This window comes from Acidovorax soli, assembly GCF_900107605.1.
GTDB lineage: Bacteria > Pseudomonadota > Gammaproteobacteria > Burkholderiales > Burkholderiaceae_C > Acidovorax > Acidovorax soli.
On sequence record NZ_FNQJ01000011.1, the window covers coordinates 19,603 to 35,849 of the forward strand.

Genomic DNA, 16,247 nt, shown 5'->3' on the forward strand with positions numbered 1-16,247 from the left:
CTCCTGGTGTGGTGTTGTTGGAATGCCGGTGTATGAAAGGAATACGTGCAAGGAAAGCCGCTAGGGCGCGGGCGCAAAGCGCAGCAGCGTGCACCCCTCGTGGGCGAAGAAGCCCGCCTGCACCTGGTCGCCGATACGCACACCGGTGCTCGCGTGGCCCATGAGGCGCGGCCCCTCGGCGAGTTGCACGATGACCAGCGTGTAGGGCGCGAGCGCGCGGAACGCGTCGGATGGGGCGCGCGCCACCACGGTGACGGCGCGCACGGTGGCGCTGCCTTGCGCATCGCGCCAGTGCAGCGTGCCGCGCTCGCCACAGTGCTGGCAGGCATAGCGCGCCAGCGTCTGCGCGCCGCCGCAGGCCGTGCACTGCTGGTAGCGCAGCACGCCGTCGCGCTGGCCGTCCGTGAAGGGGGCGGCCAGCGGGCCGGCAGAGGTGAAATCGATGGCGTTCATGGCTCAGTCCTCGCGCGACAAGATCAGGCTGACGTGGGACGACATCACGCCGCCGTCTGCATGGATGAAGGCACGGCGGGGGGGCTGGATCTGGCGTTCACCCGCCTGGCCCGTCATCTGGCGCCATGCCTCCACGGTGTGCGCCAGGCCGCCCGCCACACCGCAGTGGCCAAACGACAGCAGGCCACCGTGTGTATTGAGTGGCAACGGCCCAGTGGGCGCAAAGTCCCCCGCACGCGCTCGCTGGGCAGCGCCGGCGCGCGGTGCGAAGCCGATCTCTTCGAGCAGCATCACCAGCGTGATCGTGAACGAGTCGTAAATCCCTAGGTAGTCCACATCGCCCAGGCCCAGCCGGGCTTCTTCAAAGGCCTGCTGCGCCGCCTCGCCCGCACCACACTGCATCACATCCTCCATGGCCGTGAGGTGCTGGTGCCGGTGGGCCTGGCCCGCGCCCGCCATGACCACGGCGCCCTGCGCGGCGGGGTCGGCCGACACCACCAGCGCCATGGCGCCGTCCGAGATCGGGCAGCAGTCCAGCAGCGACAGCGGCGAGGCAATGGGCTTGGAGGCCAGCACCTCCTGCAGCGTGACCGGGGTGCGCAGGTGGGCGTCGGGGTGGCCCGCCGCGTTGGCGCGCATGAGCACGGCAAACTCGGCCAGATCGGCCGATGTGACGCCCGTGCGCTGCATGTACTCCGAGGCCATGAGCGCGTAGTACGCGGGAACGGAGGCGCCATTGGGCACCTCGAAATCGGCGTCACCCACCTGGGCCAGCGTCTGGATGGAGCTGTCGCGCGACTGGCCGCTGAGCCGGTTCTCCCCACCCAGCACAAGCACGTTGCGGCATCGACCCGAACGCACCAGCTCGCGCGCTGCCATCAGCATGGCCGCGCCCGAAGCGCCACCGAGCTGCAAGCCGTGCGCGTAGCGCGGGCGCAGCGCCAGCCGCTCGCACACCAGCGTGGACAGCATCAGGTGCGGTAGCGTGGTGGCATAGCCGCAGAGCACGCCGTCGATCTCATGGCGCGCAAGGCCGGCGCTCTCGATGGCCTGCGCGGCCGCGGCATCCATCAGGTCGAGCGCACTGCGCCCCTCGTGTCGCCCGAACGATGTGCCACCGGCACCGCGCACATACGCCGGACGTAACGCTGCATTCATCAATGTGTCTCCTTGGGGGTGGTTGCGGGTCGTCGGTCGGCGCGCGTGGCCTCGGCCCAGCGCACCTGGCACACCGTGGCCTCGTGCAGCAACGCCTGCGCCAGCGCGGGCTCGCGGGTGAGGATGCGTTCGTTCAGCGCCGCAATGCTCAGCGCCGCCACCGGGCGGCCTTCGGTATCGAGGATGGCGACACCAATGCCGCCCATGCGCTCGACCACCACGTCGAGCAACACGGCGCAGCCCCGTTCGCGCGCCTGCGCTACCCGCTCGCGCAGCAGCGCCGGGGTGATGCGCGGGTAGCGCTCCAGCTGGCCACACAGGGTGTCCAGCGCGGCCTCGCGCTCGTCGTCGGGCAAGGCAGCCAGCAGCGCCAGGCTGCCGGCACCCACGCCCAGCGGGCGGCGGCTGCCGACGTTGAGGTAGTTGGCGCGGATGGGATAGGTCCCCTCTTCCACGTCGATGCACAGCGACTCCACACCGCTGCGCATCGAGAGCACCACGCTGTCCTGGAAAACACCGGCCAGGCGCATCAGGCTGGGCCGTGCCAGCGGGCGCGGGTCGAAGCGGCGCAGCGCTGCCGCACCCAGCACCGTCAGCTCAGGCCCCAGCGTGAACTGCTTGCTCTTCGCGTCACGCGCCACAAAGCCCTCGCGCGCCATCACATCCAAGAGGCGCAGGGCCGTGGCCTTGTCCAGGTCGGCAGCCGCTGCAATGTCGGTCAGGCGCACGCCGCCGCCCTCGGACATGACGCGCAGCACACGCATGGCGCGCTCTACCGACGAGGTGCTGCCGCGCTCATGGGTGATGACGGCCTTGGGGCGTGCGGGGGAAGGCATGGAGTTTCTTTCGGTGAAACTGTTGATATGGCGTCAATCTATGTCTTCATGCTCATCCCGTCAAAGCACTCAAATAAAGTTTCATTCATCAAAACTTGTGCGGCAGCAATGGGGGCGCCCATTGCCCAAAGCCGGTGCGTGAGGTCGCTCGCGGTTCCATAGCAGCGGTCGCGCCAGTGACAAAGGCGCAGCCCCCCGAAAGCCACAATCTGCGCCATGGGAACCCTTTACCTCGTGCGCCACGGCCAGGCCTCGTTTGGTGCCGACGATTACGACCAGCTCAGCCCACGGGGCCGCGAGCAGGCGGTACGGCTGGGCGAGCACTGGCGCGCGCAGGGCCAGGCGTTTGACGCCATCCTCACCGGTACGCTGCGGCGCCACACGCAAACCCTCGAAGGCATTGCCGAGGGCCTGCAGGTCCGCCCCGAGCCACTGCAGCTGCCCGGCCTGAACGAATACGACAGCCTGGCGCTGATCCGCGCCGTCCACCCGCAGCCGCTGGCCAAACCCGACACCCCCGAGCTCTACCGCCAGCATTTCCGCCTGCTGTGCGACGCATTGGCGCAATGGATGGCAGGAGTGATCAGCCCGCAGGGCATGCCCAGCTGGGACGAATTTTCGGGCGGCGTGCGGGCCGCGCTCGAGCATGTGCGCCACCAGCATGCGGGACACAACGTGCTGCTGGTCAGCAGCGGCGGCCCGATTTCTGCGGCGGTGGGCGAGGTGCTGGGCACGGCGCCCGAGGTGACCATTGCGCTGAACATGCGCATCCGCAACAGCGCCGTGACGGAGTTCAGCGTGTCGCCCAAGCGGCTGATGCTGCAGACCTTCAACACCCTGCCGCACCTGAACGGGCGCGAGCACGCCGACTGGGTGACGCACGCCTGATTCAGATTCGGCTCACCACCCGAAGCAGGCGCCCAGCACCAGCGCGGCCTCCAGCGTGAAATCGCCAGCCGCGATGCGCTCGCGGACCTGCTCGGGGCGCCACAGCTCGAACCGCTCCACCTCGCCATCCTGGTTGCGGGGTGCCAGGCCTTCGGGCACGGTGCAGCGAAACCAGTCGATGCGCTCGACCATGTAGCCCACGCCACCGCCCTCGCGGCTGGGCCGGCTGAACTCGACCTGTCCGCCCCACTCCACGCCGTGCAGTGCCGGCAGCAAGAGGCCCGCTTCTTCCCAGGTTTCGCGCGCCAGCGCCTGCGGCAGGCTGTCGGTGGCGGCGACCATGCCGCCCATCAGCGTGTCCCACATGCCCGGGTTGTTGGGCTTGGTGCGCGCGCGCTGCTGCACCCACATGCGGCCATCGGGCGCCAGTCCCACCAGGTGCACGGCCCGCGTGGCGATGCCCAGCACGCGCACGGCGCCACGCTCCACGGTGCCCAGCCGCTCGCCCCGGGCGTTGCACACGGCCAGCTGCTCGTTGCGCCAGGGGCCGCAGCGGCCCTGGGCGTGCAGGGCCTGCGCCAGCAGGTTGAGCGCGGACGTGGCCGCGTCGGGCGCCACGTCCAGGTGCCACACCGGCACCCCCGATTGCTCCTGAATCAGTATCTGATAGCGCTTATCCGACAAGCGCTGCATTTCGATTTCATCCAAGAAACCCGCCGCCACCGAGCCCACGGCCTGCCCCGCCACCCACAGGGGCAGACGCTCCTGCGCAGGCGGCTGGCGGGCGGCCGCACGGGCTCTGGCCAGCCAATCGGCGGCCGATGCTGCGGGGCCCGGCGTCACAGCGTGAGGATGGTCGACCCCGTGGTCTTGCGTGCCTCCAGGTCGCGGTGCGCCTGCTGCACTTCGGCGAGCGGGTAGCGCTGCGCGATGTGGATCTTCACCTGGCCGCTGGCCACCACGGCAAACAGGTCGTCGGCCATGGCCTGCGTGCTCTCGCGCGTGGCGATGTGGGTGAACAGCGTCTGGCGTGTGACATAGAGCGAGCCCTTGGCGCCCAGCGCGCCCGGCGCAAACGGCGCCACGGGCCCCGAGGCGTTGCCGAAGCTGGCCATCAGGCCGAACGGGCGCAGGCAATCGAGGGATTTGTCCCAGGTGTCCTTGCCCACCGAGTCGTACACCACCTTCACGCCCTTGCCACCGGTGATCTCCTTCACGCGCGCGGCAAAGTCTTCGGTGGCGTAGTTGATGGCATGGGCCGCGCCGTTGGCCAGCGCCAGCTGGCACTTGGCATCGGTGCCGGCCGTGGCGATGAGCTGCAGGCCCAGGGCCTTGGCCCACTGGCAGGCGATCAGACCCACGCCGCCGGCGGCGGCATGGAACAGCACATGGTCGCCAGGCTGCAGGCCCTCCACGGGCCGCGTTTTCTTCAGCAGGTACTGCGCCGTCAGGCCCTTGAGCATCATGGCCGCGCCGGTCTCGAAGCTGATGGCGTCGGGCAGCTTGCACACGCATTTGGCGGGCATCACGCGCACCTCGCAGTAGCTGCCGGGCGGCTGGCTGGCATAGGCGGCGCGGTCGCCCACCTGGAGGTGCGTGACGCCCTCGCCCACGGCCTCGACCACGCCGGCCGCCTCCATGCCGATGGTGGCGGGCATGCTGAGCGGGTACAGCCCCGTGCGGTGGTACACGTCGATGAAGTTCAGGCCGATGGCGTGGTGGCGGATGCGGATCTCGCCCGGACCGGGCTCACCCACGGCCACGTCCACCAGGTGAAGTTCTTCGGGGCCGCCATGCTGGCGGATCTGGACGGCGAGGCTCATGACAAAACGCTCCTGAATAACGGGTGTGACGGGTGGAACAAACGGTGGCCATCCTGCCATGAATCTGCAAGCCTTGCTGGCAATGCACCGCTACAGTGCAGCCCATGACTCAAAGACTGACGCCCGGCACGGTGGCGCTGCTGGTGACGGCGCCGCTGCTGTGGGCCGGCAATGCCGTGGTGGGCCGCCTGGTGCATGACCTGGTGCCGCCCATCACCCTCAATTTTCTGCGCTGGGTGCTGGCCCTGGCGCTGCTGCTGCCGCTCACCCACCGCGTGCTGCGCAAGAGCAGCCCGCTGTGGCCGCACTGGCGACGCTTTGCCGTGCTGGGCCTGCTGGGCGTGGGCCTGTACAACGCACTGCAATACCTGGCGCTGCAGACCTCCACGCCCATCAACGTGACGCTGGTGGGCTCCAGCATGCCGGTGTGGATGCTGGCGGTGGGCGCACTGTTTTTTGGCGCGGCCGTCACCCGCCGACAGCTGGCCGGCGCATCCCTGTCCATGGCGGGCGTGCTCACCGTGCTCAGCCGGGGCGAGTGGAGTCAGCTGCTGGCGCTGCGCCTGGTGCCAGGCGATCTGTTCATGCTGCTGGCCACCATTTCGTGGTCGTTCTACAGCTGGATGCTGGTGCGCACCCGCGAACCCGCCAGCCTGCGCGATGACTGGGCGGCCTTCCTGACCGGGCAGATGGTGTTTGGCCTGGCCTGGTCGGGCGCCTTGGCCAGCGCCGAGTGGGCCACGGGACGCACCCACATCGACTGGGGCTGGCCGCTGGCGGCGGCGCTGCTGTTCATCGCCCTGGGACCGGCCCTGCTGGCCTACCGCAGCTGGGGCATCGGGGTGCAGCGGGCGGGGCCTGCGGTGGCGGGCTTCTTTTCCAACCTGACGCCGCTGTTCGCTGCCCTGCTGTCGGCGGCCTTTCTGGGCGAGGCACCCAGCGCCTACCACGCTGTGGCGTTTGCGCTGATCGTGGGTGGCATCGTGGTCTCGTCGCGGCGCTGAAAATTGGCGCCAGCGCTTGCCAAACAAGCGCCAGAAGCTCTTAAAAAATAGAGCATTCCGGCACTTTCCCGGCATGCGCAATCAGGCCACCGCGCCCGGCCCGGTTACGCGCTGGCTGGCGGTGGCCGCAGGCTGGTGCAGCGCGCCAAACAGGTTCTTGGGGTCGGCCAGCGCGGGGATCAGCGCAATGCGCTCGCCCAGGCCCAGTTCGATGGCGGCATCGCGCATGTAGCGCAGGGCGGAAAAATCCTCCAGGGCAAAGCCGACCGAATCGAACACGGTGACCTGCGCGGCATGGGTGCGCCCGGGTTGGTGGCCGGCCAGCACCTGCCACAGCTCGGTCACGCCAAAGTCGGCCGGCAGTTGCTGGATATCGCCCTCCACACGCGTTTGCGGGGCGTATTCGACAAACACGCTCGCCTGGCGCAACAGGTCGGCATGCAGCTCGGTCTTGCCAGGGCAGTCGCCGCCCACGGCATTGAGGTGCATGCCCGGCTCCACCATGGCGGGCGTGACGATGGTGGCGCGGGCCTTGTCGGCGGTGAGGGTGGTCACGATGTCGGCGCCGCGCACGGCCTCGGCCACGCTGGTGCAAGCCATCCACTGCAGGCCGGTGCCTTCGAGGTTGGCCACCAGCTTGGCGGTGGCGGCCGGGTCGATATCGAACAGACGCAGCGTGGTGATGCCCAGCAGGTGCTGGAACGCCAGGGCCTGGAACTCGCTCTGCGCCCCGTTGCCGACGATGGCCATCACCCGGCTGTCCGGCCGCGCCAGGGCGCGTGCGGCCACGGCCGACATGGCGGCGGTGCGCAGGGCCGTGGTGTAGGTGAGTTCACTGAGCAATTGCGGCATGCCCGTGGCCACATCGGCCAGCACGCCAAAGGCCATCACGGTGGGCAGGCCCAGCCGCGTGTTGCGCGGGTGGCCGTTGACGTATTTGAAGGTGTAGGTGGTGGCGTCCGAAATGGGCATGAGCTCGATCACGCCCTCGGACGAATGGTTGGCCGTGCGCGCCGATTTCTCGAACTGCGGCCAGCGCAGGAAATCTTCGTGGATGCAGGCCGCAATCGAGGCAATGCATTGGCCCACGCCCTTGCGGCCGATCAGCTCGGCCATCACGGGGGCACTGAGGTACAGGGTGGAGGTGGGGGCGGTGGCATGCATGGCGGAAAAGTCTCCAGGTGCTGGAGACCAGTTTCCCTGAGCCGCTGGGCCATGGGAATGCACAGATTTGCAACAAGATGTTGCAGCATACAACCGAACACCAGCACCCACTGGCCGCGCGGCGCCCCCGGCCCGCCGCTCAATCGTTCAGAACACGCCCGGGTAGGCGCCGCCGTCGGCCAGCAGGTTCTGGCCCGTGATGTAGCCGGCATGCACGCTGCACAAGAATGCGCAGATGGCACCGAACTCTTCGGGCGTACCAAAGCGGCCGGCCGGAATCTGCGCCTGCTGGGCACCCCGCACGTCGTCCAGGCTCTTGCCGGTCTTGGTGGCCGCCGCGCCCAGGGTGGTGGCGAGGCGGTCGGTGTCGAACTTGCCGGGCAGCAGGTTGTTCAAGGTCACGCCCTGCGCGGCCAGCTTGCTGCGCGCGGCGCCGGCCACAAAGCCGGTGAGCCCGCTGCGTGCGCCATTGGACAGGCCCAGGATGTCGATCGGCGCCTTCACCGCGCTGGAAGTGATGTTGACGATGCGGCCGAAGCCCCGCGCGGCCATGCCATCCACCGTGGCCTTGATGAGTTCGATGGGCGTGAGCATGTTGGCGTCCACCGCCTTGATCCAGGCGTCGCGGTCCCAATCGCGGAAATCCCCCGTGGGCGGGCCGCCCGCGTTGGTCACCACGATATCGAAGTCGCGCCCCGGTCCGCCGGGCACCGCCAACACGGCGGCACGCCCCTCGGGGGTGGTGATGTCGGCGGCCACCGCCAGCACAACAGGCTGGGCGCCTGCCGTATCTGCGCCAGCAGTGGTTAATTTGACGGCCGCCCGCTGCAGTGCATCGGCGTTGCGCGCGTTGATGACCACGTTCACCCCTTCGCGCACCAGCGCCTGCGCGCAGCCAAACCCCAGCCCCTTGCTGGCGCCGCACACCAGCGCCCATTTGCCCGCGATACCCAGATCCATAAAAACTCCCGATGTTTGGCCGCAACACGCAGCCGTTTCAAATCATAAAGGGGGCCTGGCAGCCCGGTCGGTGGCCGCCCGCCTTGCCCTGGTGGTCCGGTGCGCCTACCGGCGCGACATGCGCGTGAACACGAAGATGCCCGCCATCACCAGCGCGGTGCCCATGGCCACCCACAGCGTGAAGGGCTCGCCCAGAATCCACACCCCCATGAGGATGGTGGACAGCGGGCCGACCATGCCGGTCTGCGCGGTCATGCCGGCGCCGATGCGCTCGACGGCCATCATCACCATCAGCACCGGCGCCGCCGTGCACAGCGTGGCATTGAGCACCGACAGCCAGACCACCTCGGGCGCCACCGCGGCCGCGCTCAGCGGCCGCAGCAGCACGAACTGCAGCAGGCAGCACAGGCAGGCCACCGTGGTGGCCAGGCCCACCAGCCGCAGCGCGCCGATGCGCTGCACCATCTCGCCGCTGTACACGAGGTAGATGGCGTAGCTCACGGCGCTCAGAAACACCAGCAGCGCGCCCCAGGCCGCATCGGTGCCCTGCAATTGCGCCTCCAGGCCAAACACCAGCACCACGCCGCTGTAGCTGATGGCCATGCCCAGCGCCTGGCCCCAGTGGATGCGGCGGCCATACAGCAGCCAGCCCAGCAGCATCACCAGCGTGGGGTTGAGGTACAGGATGAGCCGCTCCAGGCTGGCGCTGATGTACGCCAGCCCGGCAAAGTCGAGAAAGCTGGCCAGGTAGTAGCCCGTGACACCGAGGCCCGCCACGCCCAGCCAGTCGCGGCGCAACAAAGGCGGCTTGCCCCGGCTGGCCCACCAGGCCATCACGGCGAAGATGGGCAGCGCGAACAGCATGCGGTACATGATGAGCGTGACCGCATCGACCCCGTGGCGGTAGGCCAGCTTGACGATGATGGCCTTGCCGCTGAAAGCGATGGCACCAAACAGTGCCAGCAAGAGGCCGGATGCTACGTTTTTTCTGGCTGCTTGCGCTTTCTGGTGTGGGGCCACAGGCACTTTTTTAATTAGAACTCTCACCCACGCGTTCAGAAACCGGCAGCCAGGCCATCGCGGCGCGCATCGCTGGCCGCCAGATAGCCATGCACCTGGGGGTCGCCCATGCGCCAGATGAACTGGCCGGCGCCAAAGTCCTGGTAGGAATCCTGCAGCACCTCGGTGCGGTGCCCCCGCGCCTGCAGGCCCTGCACCGTGGCAGCCGGCATCGACGCCTCGACGTTGATCGACAAGCCCGCATTGAAGCGCCAGCGCGGCGCGTCGCAGGCCATCTGCGGGTTCTGGCCGTGATCGATCATGCGCACCAGCGTCTGCAGGTGGCCCTGGGGCTGCATGTTGGCGCCCATGACGCCAAAGCTCATCACAGGCTGGCCGTCCCGCGTGAGGAAGGCCGGGATGATGGTGTGGAAGGGGCGCTTGCCCGGTGCCACCAGGTTGGCTCGGTTGGCACCCGCCGGATCGGTGCTGAAACCAAAGCCCCGGTTCTGCAGGCTGATGCCGAAGTTGGGCTCCACGCAGCCCGAGCCAAAGCCCTGGTAGTTGCTCTGGATGAAGCTCACCATCATGCCGCTCTCATCGGCGGCCGTGAGGTAGATGGTGCCGCCCCTGACCGGGTTGCCCGCTCCGAAATCCTGCGCCTGGTTCATGCGGATGAGTCTGGCACGGGAAGCGAGGTAGCTGTCATCGAGCATTTGCGCGGGGGTCACCTCCATCCATGAAGGCTCGGCCACGTAGCGGTACACATCGGCAAACGCCAGCTTGACGGCCTCGATCTGCAGGTGCTGGGCCTCGGGCCCGTCCACCGGCAGGCCGGCCAGGTCGAACTGCTCCAGGATGCCCAGCGCGATCAGCGCCGCGATGCCCTGGCCGCTGGGCGGAATCTCGTGCAGCGTGTAGCCGCGGTAGTTGCGGGCGATGGGCGCCACCCACTCGGGGCGGTGCGCCGCCAGGTCCGCCAGACCGAGGCTGCCGCCCTGGGCCTGCGCAAAGGCGGCCATGGCCTGGGCGATCTCGCCGGTGTAGAAGGCCTCGCCCCGCGTGGCGCCGATGGCGCGCAAGGCACGGGCCGCAGCCGGAAACCGGAACAGTTCACCCACCTGCGGCGCACGGCCCCAGGGCATGAAGCTCTGCGCAAAGCCGGGTTGCGACTGCAGCTCGGGCACGGCGGCGGCCCATTTTTGCTGCACCACCACGGGCACCAGGTAGCCGCGCTCGGCGATCTCGATGGCAGGCGCCATGAGGTCGGCAAAGGGCAGCTTGCCAAAGCGCTCCGACAGCGCCACCCAGGCACTCACGGCGCCGGGTACCGTGACCGAATCGATGCCGCGCCGGGGCGGCGTGGCCGCCCCCGTGCCGTAGCGGCGATGGAAATACTCCGGCGTCCACGCCTGCGGCGCCCGGCCCGAGGCGTTGAGGCCGTGCAGCGCCTGCCCGTCCCACAGGATGCAGAACGCGTCGCTGCCCAGGCCATTGCTGACAGGCTCGCACACCGCCATGGCCGCCGCCGCAGCCACCGCCGCATCGACCGCATTGCCACCCTGCTGCAGCATGCGCAGGCCGGCCTGCGCGGCCAGCGGGTGCGAGGTGGAACAGAGGTTGCGCGCGAACACCGGCAAGCGGGTGCTGGAATAGGGGGAGGTGTAGCTGAAAGGCATGCGGCGATTATCGGCCGCATGCCTGCGGCCCGCAGCAGGCGGGTGCCGGATTGTCAGTGCGCGCGGAACATCCGGTGGTGCATGCGGCGCAGCGACCACCACACGCCCAGCGCCACCAACGGAATGGCCACGGCCGCCGTGGTCTCGGGCGACAGGGGCCAGCCCAGTTTTTGCGCACCCTTGGCCAGGTAGCTCACCAGGCCGACGATGTAGTAGGTGATGGCCGCCACCGACAGGCCTTCCACCGTGGACTGCAGTTTCAGCTGCAGGTCCTGGCGCTGGTTCATGGTGGCCAGCAGGGCCTGGCTGCTTTGCTGCTGCTCGATCTCCACGCGCGTGCGCAGCAGGTTGCTCATGCGCGAGACGCGCTGCGACAGCGCATCCTGGCGCCGCGTGGCCCATTCGCAGGTGCTGCGCGCGGGCGTGAGCCGGCGGTCCATGAACTCGCGGATGGTCTGCATGCCCGCCAGGCGCGATTCGGCGATATCCTGGATGCGGCGGTCCAGCAGTTCAAAATAGGCGCTGCTGGCCGAAAAGCGCGAATGCGTGGCGGCGTACTGGCTCTCGACCTGCCCGGCCAGCCGGGTCAGGCGATCGAGCAGCGCGGGTTCGGCATCGCGGTTGGCAGTGCGGATGGCATCGGCCAGCGCGGCCAGCTCGCGCTCGGCAAAGGCCAGCACCGTGGCGGCCTCGCGCGCGGCGGGCAGGCCCAGCAGGGCGGCCATGCGGTAGGTCTCGATTTCCAGCAGGCGCTGCACCAGGCGGCCCAGGCGGCGCGGCGTCATGCCGCCGGCCAGCAGCACCATGCGCGAAAAACCATCGGCGTGGATGGCAAAGTCGGTGTACAGCTCGCCATGGCCATCGGCCACGGTGGAGGCCACCAGCGTGTCCTCGTGCAGCACATGCTTGACCAGCGAGCCCGAGCCAAACTGGTGCGTGGGCAACACCCACAGGTTCAGGCTGCACAGGCACTGCCCCGGCAGGGCGGCCAACCATTCGTGCGGCACCGCATCGATGGCGCTGGCGGGCTCGCGCTCACCAAAGGCCTCGGCAGGCGTGGGCACCATGAAGGTCCAGGAAACGAATTCGGTGTGCAGTTCCCAGCGGATGCGGAACGCGCCGAAATCCATGCGCAGGTGCGTGGTCTGCGCGTCGGGCAGCGCCATGTGGTGGTCGCGCAGCAGCGCTGCCACATGCGTGCGGCTGGCTTCGCGGCCGGCGGCGTCGGCCAGCATGACGATGTGGGCAATGGCCAGCGGCGCCGCCAGGGCCTCGGGCGGACGGGCGTGGATCTCGTTGTGCAGCATGACCCGGTGCGGGTGCTGCATGGGGTGATTGGATGGTGGCATGCGGTCCTCGGTGCACCATTGTGTACCGGACCTGCAGGTTTCTCGCGGCACCGCCGCCCCAAAAAACAACGGCACCCGAAGGTGCCGTTGTTCTTGATGCAGGGTCCCGCACAGCGGGCCCCGGGCGCAGTGTCAGTCTTCGACGAAGGCTTCTTCGCGCTTGTTCTTCACCGCAGGCAGCAGCACGATGATGAGCAGCAGGGCAGCAGCCGCCAGCAGACCGGCCGACAGTGGACGCGTGACGAACACGCTCCAGTCACCGCGCGAGAGCAGCAGCGCGCGGCGCAGGTTTTCTTCCATCATCGGGCCCAGGATGAAGCCCAGCAGCAGGGGTGCGGGTTCGGTGCCCAGCTTGTGGAAGATGTAGCCGATCAGGCCGAACGCACCCACCATCCATACGTCAAACGTGTTGTTGTTGGTGGAGTACACACCCACCGCACAGAACAGCACGATGGACGGGTACAGCCAGCGGTACGGCACGGTGAGCAGCTTGATCCAGATGCCGATCAGCGGCAGGTTCAGGATCACCAGCATGGCGTTGCCGATCCACATCGAGGCGATCAGGCCCCAGAACAGCTCGGGGTTGCTGGTCATCACCTGCGGGCCGGGCTGGATGTTGTGGATGGTCATGGCACCCACCATCAGCGCCATCACGGCGTTGGGCGGAATGCCCAGCGTCAGCAGCGGAATGAAGGAGGTCTGCGAACCGGCATTGTTGGCCGACTCGGGCGATGCCACGCCACGGATGTTGCCCTGGCCGAACGGCACTTCGCCCGGATGCAGCTTGGTCTTCTTCTCGACCGTGTAGGCCGCGAAAGCCGCCAGCAGCGCACCGCCGCCGGGCAGGATGCCGAGGGCAGAACCCAGGGCCGTGCCGCGCAGCACCGCGGGGAACATGCGCTTGAAATCTTCCTTGGTCGGGAACAGGCCCTCGACCTTGGCCGTGAAGACCTCGCGGTCTTCATCAGGGCGCGACAGGTTGGCGATGATTTCGCCGTAGCCAAACACACCCATGGCGATGGTCACGAAACCGATGCCGTCGGTCAGCTCAGGGATATCGAAGCTGAAGCGGGCGACGCCCGAGTTCACGTCGGTACCCACCAGGCCCATCAGCAGGCCCAGCACGATCATGGCCACGGCCTTGAGCAGCGAGCCCGAGGCCAGCACCACGGCGCCGATCAGGCCCAGGGTCATCAGCGAGAAGTATTCGGCAGGGCCGAACTTGAAGGCCACTTCGGTCAGCGGAGGCGCAAAGGCCGCCAGGATCAGCGTGCCCACGCAACCCGCGAAGAACGATCCCAGGCCGGCAGCCGCCAGCGCCGGCCCCGCTCGGCCCTTGCGCGCCATCTGGTAGCCATCGATCACGGTCACCACCGAGGACGACTCACCGGGCAGGTTCACCAGAATGGCAGTGGTGGAGCCGCCGTACTGGGCACCGTAGTAGATACCGGCCAGCATGATCAGCGCAGCCACGGGCGGCAGCGCATAGGTGGCGGGCAACAGCATGGCGATGGTGGCCACCGGGCCGATACCAGGCAGCACGCCGATCAGCGTGCCCAGCAGGCAGCCGACAAAGCAGTAAATCAGGTTCTGGAACGTGAAGGCGACGCCAAAACCCAGCGAGAGGTTGTTAATCAAATCCATGGTCGGTGCTCCTGCTCAACCTGTAATGAAACTCGGCCACACAGGGAACTGCAGCTTGAGCGCCCAGACGAATGCCACATAACTGCCCACCGCCAGCACGGTGGCCAGAATGAACACTGCCTTTGCGTTGAACTCGTTGCCTGCCAGGCTGGCGATGAAGGTCAGCGCATAGATGCCAACGATCAGGCCCATGGCCGGAACACCGATGCTGGGCAGGCCGCCCAGCAGGATGCCGAAGGCGAAGTTGGCGGCCAGGATGAAGAACAGCGGCTTCCAGGCCCATTTGCCGATCTTGTCACCGTCCACGGTTTCCACCACGGTGGCCTTGAAGGTGACGACGGCACCGATGATGGCCAGCAAAATCCCCAGCATCAGGGGAAAATAGCCCGGACCCATGCGGGCGCCATTGCCCACGTTGTAGGTTGTGGCGCCCCATGCGAAGGCCACGCCGATGCCCATGAACATGAGGCCGGCAAAAAAGTCTTTTTGACTCTTGATTTTCACGAATGTCTCCTTGGCGGAATCTCAACCTTGCGATTGTGTGGGGAATGTCGGCAGGCTCCGATGTGGATTCCACCTACATCCCGTCACAATGACCGCCCACTGCCCTGCGGCGCCCCAAAAAACCGGGGTTTACCCTGACAAAATCACCCATCACGCCAGTGGCGGCGTCGGCGCAATCGCCTCGGGGTTGGCCGTGACAGAAGGCAGTGGAGATCTTCACCGGGTGGTTGTTTGCGCGGTGGCGAGGCACGACGCGCGCTCTGCGCCTCATACGGTCTCGCATTCAAGCAGATAACCAGGCGGGAAGCCGCAGGCAGTGCTCTAGCACGGCAAGGCGAACCAACTATCGTTTACGTTTGAAGGCAAAACCGTATCAGCCCACCACGGGCTTGAACACGCGCATCCACTTGGCCGAGGGCAGATCCCAGCGCGCCTGGATGGCCTCGGCCCGCGCGGCCAGTTCGGTGCGCTTGGGCCGGCTGGGCGTACGCTGGGCCAGCACCACGGTGTTGCCCTCGCGCGTGGGCTTGAAGGCCCACAGGGCCTCTTCGCCAAAGGCGCTGGCCATGCTTTGCAGGCTGCGCTCGAAGCTGGACGCCCGGCCGAACAGGTTGACGGTCATGCAGCCGTCCTCGGTCAGCAGGGCGCGGCAGTCGGCATAAAAACCGGGGCTGTCGAGCACCGGCGCGGCGGCCTCGTGGTCATACAGATCGACGGCCAAGGCATCCACGGTGCCCTGCCACATCGGGTTGCGGATTTCCTCGGCCGCATCGGCCAGCACCACGCGCAGCTTGGGGCCGTCGGGCGGCAGCTTGAACCACTGGCGGCACACCGCCAGCACCTGGGGGTTGAGCTCGATGGCCGTGGTGCACAGGCGCAGCTTCTTGTGGCAGAACTTGGTGATGGCCCCGGCCCCCAGCCCCAGTTGCATGGCGTGGCGCTTGGTGACGCTGGCAGGCTCGACAAACAGCAGCCAGGCCATCATGCGCTGCACGTATTGCAGTTCAATCTCGAACGGCTCGGCCACGCGCATGGAGCCCTGGATCCAGGGGGTTCCCAGGTGCAGGTGGCGCACCTCGCCGTCGTCGGAGACGCTCACTTCGGGCAGTTCGATATCGGTTGTTTTCTTGCGGGCCATTCACACCAATCCATGCCGGGCCAGCAGTTCGGCCCAGGCGTTCAATTTACGTTCAAAACTCCAGGAGGCGTTGGCCGGACTGGTGGAGGGCAGCCGGTGCACCGGCACCCCCAGCTGCGCCGTGCTGCGCGCGTGCCGGAAGCTCTCCCCGCCATTGTGGGCGATGGCCGCCAGCCGGGGGCAGCGCGCACGCAGGGCGGCAAAGTCATTCACCTGCGCGTTGCGGATGCGGGTGTCGAGGCTACCGACGCGCTCGCAGCTGGCGTACACATCCCACAGCCCGAGGCCCCGCGCCAGCAGCCATTTGCAGCGCTGGTCGTAGTGCTCCCTGTCGGGCAGCCGGTGCTGCGGCCAGAGCGCCTGCAGGATGCGCCAGAAATGGTTTTGCGGGTGCGCATAGTACTGCCCGGCCCGCAGCGAGGCCGCGCCCGGAAAGCTGCCCAGCACCAGCACCACCGTGCCCTCGGACACCACGGGCGCCAGGCCCGTCAGCCGCTCGCCACCGGGCGACGGGCGCGGTTGGGGCAGATCGGTGCTGCGGCCGGGAGCCGCCTTGTTTTCCTTCATGGCCCGATTCTGGCCGCAAACCCGATATGCACCCATGCACTATGGAATCAATCGCCATCAGCGCTTGTGCATATTTCGCTT

At 67.8% G+C, this 16,247-nt stretch carries 16 protein-coding genes; 2 read left to right on the forward strand and 14 right to left on the reverse strand.

What is annotated here, in order from left to right; genetic code table 11:
• Positions 1 to 60: 60 nt before the first annotated feature.
• From BLW02_RS09550 to BLW02_RS09560, 3 genes are read right to left on the reverse strand one after another with little or no spacing between them, the layout of a single operon-like run.
• Complete coding sequence (locus BLW02_RS09550; protein ID WP_092698071.1) at positions 61 to 453, reverse strand: Zn-ribbon domain-containing OB-fold protein; 393 nt, start codon at positions 451 to 453, stop codon at positions 61 to 63.
• Between the two features lie 3 nt (positions 454 to 456).
• Positions 457 to 1,611 carry a thiolase family protein gene (locus BLW02_RS09555; protein WP_092698072.1) on the reverse strand — a complete coding sequence of 385 codons (1,155 nt, stop codon included), beginning with the start codon at positions 1,609 to 1,611 and terminating at the stop codon, positions 457 to 459.
• Positions 1,611 to 2,447 (reverse strand): IclR family transcriptional regulator, encoded by an 837-nt coding sequence (locus tag BLW02_RS09560; protein ID WP_092698073.1) that lies wholly within the window; start codon positions 2,445 to 2,447, stop codon positions 1,611 to 1,613. The genes BLW02_RS09555 and BLW02_RS09560 overlap by 1 nt, the downstream gene beginning before the upstream one ends.
• A 216-nt stretch (positions 2,448 to 2,663) precedes the next feature.
• Between BLW02_RS09560 and BLW02_RS09565 the strand changes: the two genes are divergently transcribed.
• Positions 2,664 to 3,335, forward strand: coding sequence for a histidine phosphatase family protein (locus BLW02_RS09565; protein ID WP_092698074.1), 672 nt, complete (start codon positions 2,664 to 2,666; stop codon positions 3,333 to 3,335).
• A gap of 12 nt (positions 3,336 to 3,347) precedes the next feature.
• Here the strand turns inward: BLW02_RS09565 and BLW02_RS09570 are convergent, their stop codons facing one another.
• On the reverse strand, positions 3,348 to 4,178 hold the full coding sequence (locus BLW02_RS09570) for an NUDIX hydrolase (protein WP_092698075.1): 831 nt from the start codon (positions 4,176 to 4,178) through the stop codon (positions 3,348 to 3,350).
• On the reverse strand, positions 4,175 to 5,158 hold the full coding sequence (locus BLW02_RS09575) for a quinone oxidoreductase family protein (protein ID WP_092698076.1): 984 nt from the start codon (positions 5,156 to 5,158) through the stop codon (positions 4,175 to 4,177). The genes BLW02_RS09570 and BLW02_RS09575 overlap by 4 nt, the downstream gene beginning before the upstream one ends.
• Before the next feature lie 104 nt (positions 5,159 to 5,262).
• On the opposite strand from BLW02_RS09575, the gene BLW02_RS09580 reads away from it, so the two are divergent.
• Positions 5,263 to 6,162: a DMT family transporter gene (locus BLW02_RS09580; RefSeq protein ID WP_092698077.1), complete on the forward strand. Its 900-nt coding sequence runs from the start codon at positions 5,263 to 5,265 to the stop codon at positions 6,160 to 6,162.
• Between the two features lie 81 nt (positions 6,163 to 6,243).
• Here the strand turns inward: BLW02_RS09580 and BLW02_RS09585 are convergent, their stop codons facing one another.
• From BLW02_RS09585 to BLW02_RS09625, 9 genes are all read right to left on the reverse strand, one after another.
• Positions 6,244 to 7,326 (reverse strand): ornithine cyclodeaminase, encoded by a 1,083-nt coding sequence (locus BLW02_RS09585; protein ID WP_092698078.1) that lies wholly within the window; start codon positions 7,324 to 7,326, stop codon positions 6,244 to 6,246.
• Between the two features lie 147 nt (positions 7,327 to 7,473).
• A complete protein-coding gene (locus BLW02_RS09590) occupies positions 7,474 to 8,286 on the reverse strand; it encodes an SDR family oxidoreductase (protein WP_092698079.1) in 813 nt (270 codons plus the stop codon).
• Positions 8,287 to 8,391: 105 nt separating this feature from the next.
• A complete protein-coding gene (locus BLW02_RS09595; RefSeq protein ID WP_092698120.1) occupies positions 8,392 to 9,306 on the reverse strand; it encodes a DMT family transporter in 915 nt (304 codons plus the stop codon).
• Positions 9,307 to 9,341: 35 nt separating this feature from the next.
• The gene (locus BLW02_RS09600) at positions 9,342 to 10,964 is read right to left on the reverse strand and encodes a gamma-glutamyltransferase family protein (protein WP_092698080.1); all 1,623 of its coding nucleotides are present in this window, start codon (positions 10,962 to 10,964) and stop codon (positions 9,342 to 9,344) included.
• Positions 10,965 to 11,017: 53 nt separating this feature from the next.
• Positions 11,018 to 12,313: a DUF3422 family protein gene (locus BLW02_RS09605; protein ID WP_092698081.1), complete on the reverse strand. Its 1,296-nt coding sequence runs from the start codon at positions 12,311 to 12,313 to the stop codon at positions 11,018 to 11,020.
• 132 nt (positions 12,314 to 12,445) lie between these two features.
• Positions 12,446 to 13,957: a tripartite tricarboxylate transporter permease gene (locus tag BLW02_RS09610; RefSeq protein ID WP_026435266.1), complete on the reverse strand. Its 1,512-nt coding sequence runs from the start codon at positions 13,955 to 13,957 to the stop codon at positions 12,446 to 12,448.
• A gap of 15 nt (positions 13,958 to 13,972) precedes the next feature.
• Positions 13,973 to 14,461, reverse strand: coding sequence for a tripartite tricarboxylate transporter TctB family protein (locus BLW02_RS09615; RefSeq protein ID WP_026435267.1), 489 nt, complete (start codon positions 14,459 to 14,461; stop codon positions 13,973 to 13,975).
• 373 nt (positions 14,462 to 14,834) lie between these two features.
• Complete coding sequence (locus tag BLW02_RS09620; protein WP_026435268.1) at positions 14,835 to 15,599, reverse strand: class I SAM-dependent methyltransferase; 765 nt, start codon at positions 15,597 to 15,599, stop codon at positions 14,835 to 14,837.
• Complete coding sequence (locus BLW02_RS09625) at positions 15,600 to 16,166, reverse strand: DNA-deoxyinosine glycosylase (protein ID WP_081679595.1); 567 nt, start codon at positions 16,164 to 16,166, stop codon at positions 15,600 to 15,602.
• Positions 16,167 to 16,247 lie beyond the last annotated feature (81 nt).

Coding starts and splice junctions, on each gene's coding strand:
- BLW02_RS09550 (WP_092698071.1), bottom strand. CDS start 453: ATGAACGCCATCGATTTCACCTCTGCCGGCCCGCTGGCCGCCCCCTTC.
- BLW02_RS09555 (WP_092698072.1), bottom strand. CDS start 1,611: ATGAATGCAGCGTTACGTCCGGCGTATGTGCGCGGTGCCGGTGGCACA.
- BLW02_RS09560 (WP_092698073.1), bottom strand. CDS start 2,447: ATGCCTTCCCCCGCACGCCCCAAGGCCGTCATCACCCATGAGCGCGGC.
- BLW02_RS09565 (WP_092698074.1), top strand. CDS start 2,664: ATGGGAACCCTTTACCTCGTGCGCCACGGCCAGGCCTCGTTTGGTGCC.
- BLW02_RS09575 (WP_092698076.1), bottom strand. CDS start 5,158: ATGAGCCTCGCCGTCCAGATCCGCCAGCATGGCGGCCCCGAAGAACTT.
- BLW02_RS09580 (WP_092698077.1), top strand. CDS start 5,263: ATGACTCAAAGACTGACGCCCGGCACGGTGGCGCTGCTGGTGACGGCG.
- BLW02_RS09585 (WP_092698078.1), bottom strand. CDS start 7,326: ATGCATGCCACCGCCCCCACCTCCACCCTGTACCTCAGTGCCCCCGTG.
- BLW02_RS09590 (WP_092698079.1), bottom strand. CDS start 8,286: ATGGATCTGGGTATCGCGGGCAAATGGGCGCTGGTGTGCGGCGCCAGC.
- BLW02_RS09600 (WP_092698080.1), bottom strand. CDS start 10,964: ATGCCTTTCAGCTACACCTCCCCCTATTCCAGCACCCGCTTGCCGGTG.
- BLW02_RS09605 (WP_092698081.1), bottom strand. CDS start 12,313: ATGCCACCATCCAATCACCCCATGCAGCACCCGCACCGGGTCATGCTG.
- BLW02_RS09610 (WP_026435266.1), bottom strand. CDS start 13,957: ATGGATTTGATTAACAACCTCTCGCTGGGTTTTGGCGTCGCCTTCACG.
- BLW02_RS09620 (WP_026435268.1), bottom strand. CDS start 15,599: ATGGCCCGCAAGAAAACAACCGATATCGAACTGCCCGAAGTGAGCGTC.
- BLW02_RS09625 (WP_081679595.1), bottom strand. CDS start 16,166: ATGAAGGAAAACAAGGCGGCTCCCGGCCGCAGCACCGATCTGCCCCAA.